This is a genomic window from Aporhodopirellula sallentina SM41 (assembly GCF_000346505.1).
Lineage (GTDB): Bacteria > Planctomycetota > Planctomycetia > Pirellulales > Pirellulaceae > Rhodopirellula > Rhodopirellula sallentina.
Map to the genome: position 1 here is coordinate 1 of NZ_ANOH01000484.1, position 2,484 is coordinate 2,484.

The following is a 2,484-nucleotide window of genomic DNA, read 5'->3' on the forward strand; positions in this document are numbered from 1 at the left end:
CCGGAACAGCGCTGCGCTCGGTCCGGCCTACGGTGCCGATGCAAAAACGACGCGAACCATTAGCCGGAGTGCGTTCGCACCGGTTGTCAGATAGAGAACCGCGGCTAACGCCGATCGGCTGATCGGTTCGCCCACGTAGCTCGGTCTTTCCAAGACCGAGAGCAGCGTCGGTTGGCTGTTAGTTGGGGCCGAGCGGCAAAACCGTGGACTCCAACGATAGTGTGTTTCCCTGAACCTCACTGCCCGACGGCGGGCGATGCACTACAGGATCGATTCAATATCGGTAATGATCTTCTCCTTCTCCGCGGCAGGCATGGCGTGGAGGCCGTCGTATTCGATCCATCCGTTGGACACGCCGACGCCCGCTCCGACTTGACGGGCGAGCTTCATCTGCGGTTCCCACATTTGACGAAAATGCCACGCACACGGACGCCACGCTTTGTCGCCCAACGCGGCGAGGTACCGCACCGGTTCTTGCGTGTAGAGCGGGTTGCCAAGCGAGTTGGCATACGCGTGGTCGCCCACGTCGCCGTCGGTCCACAAACAGAACGCCGACCTCGAACAATCGCTACTGAACACCGCTCGGTCATCTCCGAATGAACGAACAATCGCACGCAGATCGCGAAAGAACTCGATCGCGTGAGGAGACAGTGGACCTTGGCGACCGGGGGCTTCGTCGTACCCGATCCCCGCGAACGTCTCATCAAAGCAGATCGCATCGGGATCCAAATACTCCATGATCCACTGAGCCTGTTGCAGAAGATGCTCTCGCCACGGTTTCGACGCGATCGACATCCACCAACATTGCCCTTCGACGTCAGGCCCCGACCACGGAAACCGAATCGGTTGCCCGTCTGGCCCGACACGTCGGCCGTCGGCGAACTTGTCGAATAGCTCCGATCGGTCATCGATCAGCGTCAAGTGCATGTAGATGCCAGCCTTCGCGCCCGCATTGCGAGTATCGGCGACACGTTGCCGCATCTTCTCGATCGACATCGTCGCCGAGCCTTGCTTGGATCCCCGCATCGCCTGCCACGTTTTTCGATCTGGGTGAATGTAATCGCCCAGGTGCGGGTAGTATCCGTGTTGCGTCGCCAGCCCAACATGGAATTCCGGAAAATGCGGCAAGTCCGCGTCGTAGCCATCACCGCGAACACCGTGCTCGCCATCGGCCGACGACAGGTAGTCGTAGTAGTGGACTTTGAAGTCATGCGTCCACGCGATTGGTTGATACTCTTCCACATGAGCGAACTGATGAAACGCTTTCCACGCGTCCGATGCGTCCGATCGGTGCAGCACGACCCAGCAGGATTCCTGTAACGATTCGCCTGGTTCGAGAGACAGAATGCGTCTCGCTGTCCACGTACGCTGTTCGTCAGAATCCACGTTTGACACGAACTGCATCGGTGAATCAGAGGATGTGAAGATGCCGACTCGCCAATCTGCGGACGTCGCGGAGATGTCGATGACGGGTACCAACAGTAACGCAGTCGTTTCGCGTTGATTCGGATCGCTCGCCATCGGTTCGAGATAGTGGCAGCGAAACTCTTCGTCGTTCAAATGCACGTTCCCATCGCCCAGGAAATCCGCGCCGCCCAACGAAGCAAACCTTTTGTCGCCGGTCATGCCGGCCACGTTCAGAGGCAAATATAGATCTTGGACGGCGTTTTTCTGTGGATCCGGAGAGAGTACCGTTTGAAACGAAATCTCGATTTGATGTGTTTGCCCCGAGACGTTCTTGATGCCGAGCGTCGTTTGCAAAACATTGGGCGACGTTTCGGTTGGGCTCTGTCGCAATATTACCTGTTGATTCACTTGCAGTGCACCGGCGGTATTCGACGCTTCGCGGGGGCCGAGCACGCGGGCATGTGCCTGCATCAATGGTGCATTGTGCCGAGGCGGTCCGAGTTCGGTTCCATTGCAAGACACGCCGACATACTGATTCGTTGCCGAATCGAATGTCCAATCGATGCGTTGCGTCGGGTTGGTTCCTGCGCCAAAACCATGTTGGTATTGGGATGCTCCGTGGAGAGTGGTGGCGCATGCCGTCAACAAAAAATCACGACGTTTCATGGGAGGGCTCCTTGTGACACCAACGTCGATCTGTCGTCGGTGAGAAAGAGAATGGGGAGGGAGGAAAGGCGGGACGTCTTCTCATCGATCCTCTTCCACGCCACCGCAGCGAACAAGTAGGTGCGACAAAGAATCAAGCGTTTCTGCTCTATAGCTGTCGTGTCATGTGGAGCATAACCTACCTGTCGACCCACGTAGCTCGGTCTTTCCAAGACCGAGAGCAGGCGTCGGTTGGCTGTTTTCGGGTTAGCGATTGAAGCGTGGAGTCCAACGATTGTGTGGATTGCCGGAACGTCGCTTCGCTTGGTCCGGCCTACGGGGGCGATGCGAAATCGACGGGCATGAATTGGCCGACGTGCGTTCGCACCGGTTGTCTGGTAGAGAACCGCGGCGAACGCCGATTGGCTGATT

The 2,484-nt window shown here is 57.6% G+C and carries 1 protein-coding gene; it reads right to left on the bottom strand.

Going from position 1 to position 2,484, the window contains the following annotated elements; translation table 11 throughout:
- Positions 1-261: 261 nt before the first annotated feature.
- Complete coding sequence (locus RSSM_RS30965; protein ID WP_008689390.1) at positions 262-2,073, bottom strand: hypothetical protein; 1,812 nt, start codon at positions 2,071-2,073, stop codon at positions 262-264.
- Positions 2,074-2,484 lie beyond the last annotated feature (411 nt).